This window comes from Vibrio sp. 10N.261.52.A1 (assembly GCF_002876325.1).
In the GTDB taxonomy this organism is placed as follows: domain Bacteria; phylum Pseudomonadota; class Gammaproteobacteria; order Enterobacterales; family Vibrionaceae; genus Vibrio; species Vibrio chagasii.
In genome coordinates this window covers 1-745 of sequence record NZ_MCYD01000009.1, presented here as the reverse complement: position 1 = coordinate 745, position 745 = coordinate 1, and the positions used below count along the sequence as shown (strand labels likewise).

Here is a 745-nt window from a genome sequence, read left to right as displayed (position 1 = left end):
AGCGAAAGTACAAGCGCTAAGAATGCACCTTGCTGAATCTCAAAAGGAATCTTTACTTGGCGACCAGAGCCATTTAGTTGTGCGACCACAGGCACTAACGCCATAAGTAATCCGACACCAAACAAAATTGAAGGAAGCCAAATACTTGCCGCTATTGATACCGCTGCCATATCGATAGCACTGACGCCACCGGCCATAACAGTATCAACGAAACTCATGCCAGTTTGCGCGATAGATGCGATCAATACTGGCGTCGCAAGTTTGATTAGATTTGAGGCTTCTTCTTTGTAACGATGCACAAATAACTCCAGATGAGAAAGAAAATGGGACAGGAATGAATATTCAGAAGGAATCAGAGACACTGATCGTTAAGCTTCCATTGGACGAATCATAAAGAAATGTCACAATAACTGCCATAGTAAAATGCTAAATAGGAAACTTATGTTTACAGGTATCGTTCAAGGCATGGCAACACTGGTTGCTATCAATAAAAAAGAGTTGTTTCAGACTCATACCATTGAGTTAACGGATGAAATGGTACAGGGGTTAGCTATTGGCGCTTCTGTTGCTCACAACGGTTGTTGCCTGACAGTAACTGAGATTTCAGGTAACCAAATCTCTTTTGACTTAATGCAAGCAACATTACGTCTAACCAACTTGGGCCAGTTAAACGTAGGTGACAAAGTGAATGTTGAGCGCGCCGCTAAGTTTGGTGACGAAATTGGTGGTCACAGCATGTCTGGCC

The 745-nt window shown here is 42.8% G+C and carries 1 protein-coding gene and 1 pseudogene; one reads left to right on the top strand and one right to left on the bottom strand.

The window, feature by feature from the left end; translation table 11 throughout:
* On the bottom strand, positions 1–299 hold a 299-nt coding region (locus BCT81_RS00150), incomplete at its 3' end, for an MATE family efflux transporter (RefSeq protein ID WP_241908123.1).
* 142 nt (positions 300–441) lie between these two features.
* Here BCT81_RS00150 and BCT81_RS00145 point away from each other — a divergent pair.
* Positions 442–745: pseudogene (locus BCT81_RS00145) on the top strand (riboflavin synthase); the annotation flags it as partial.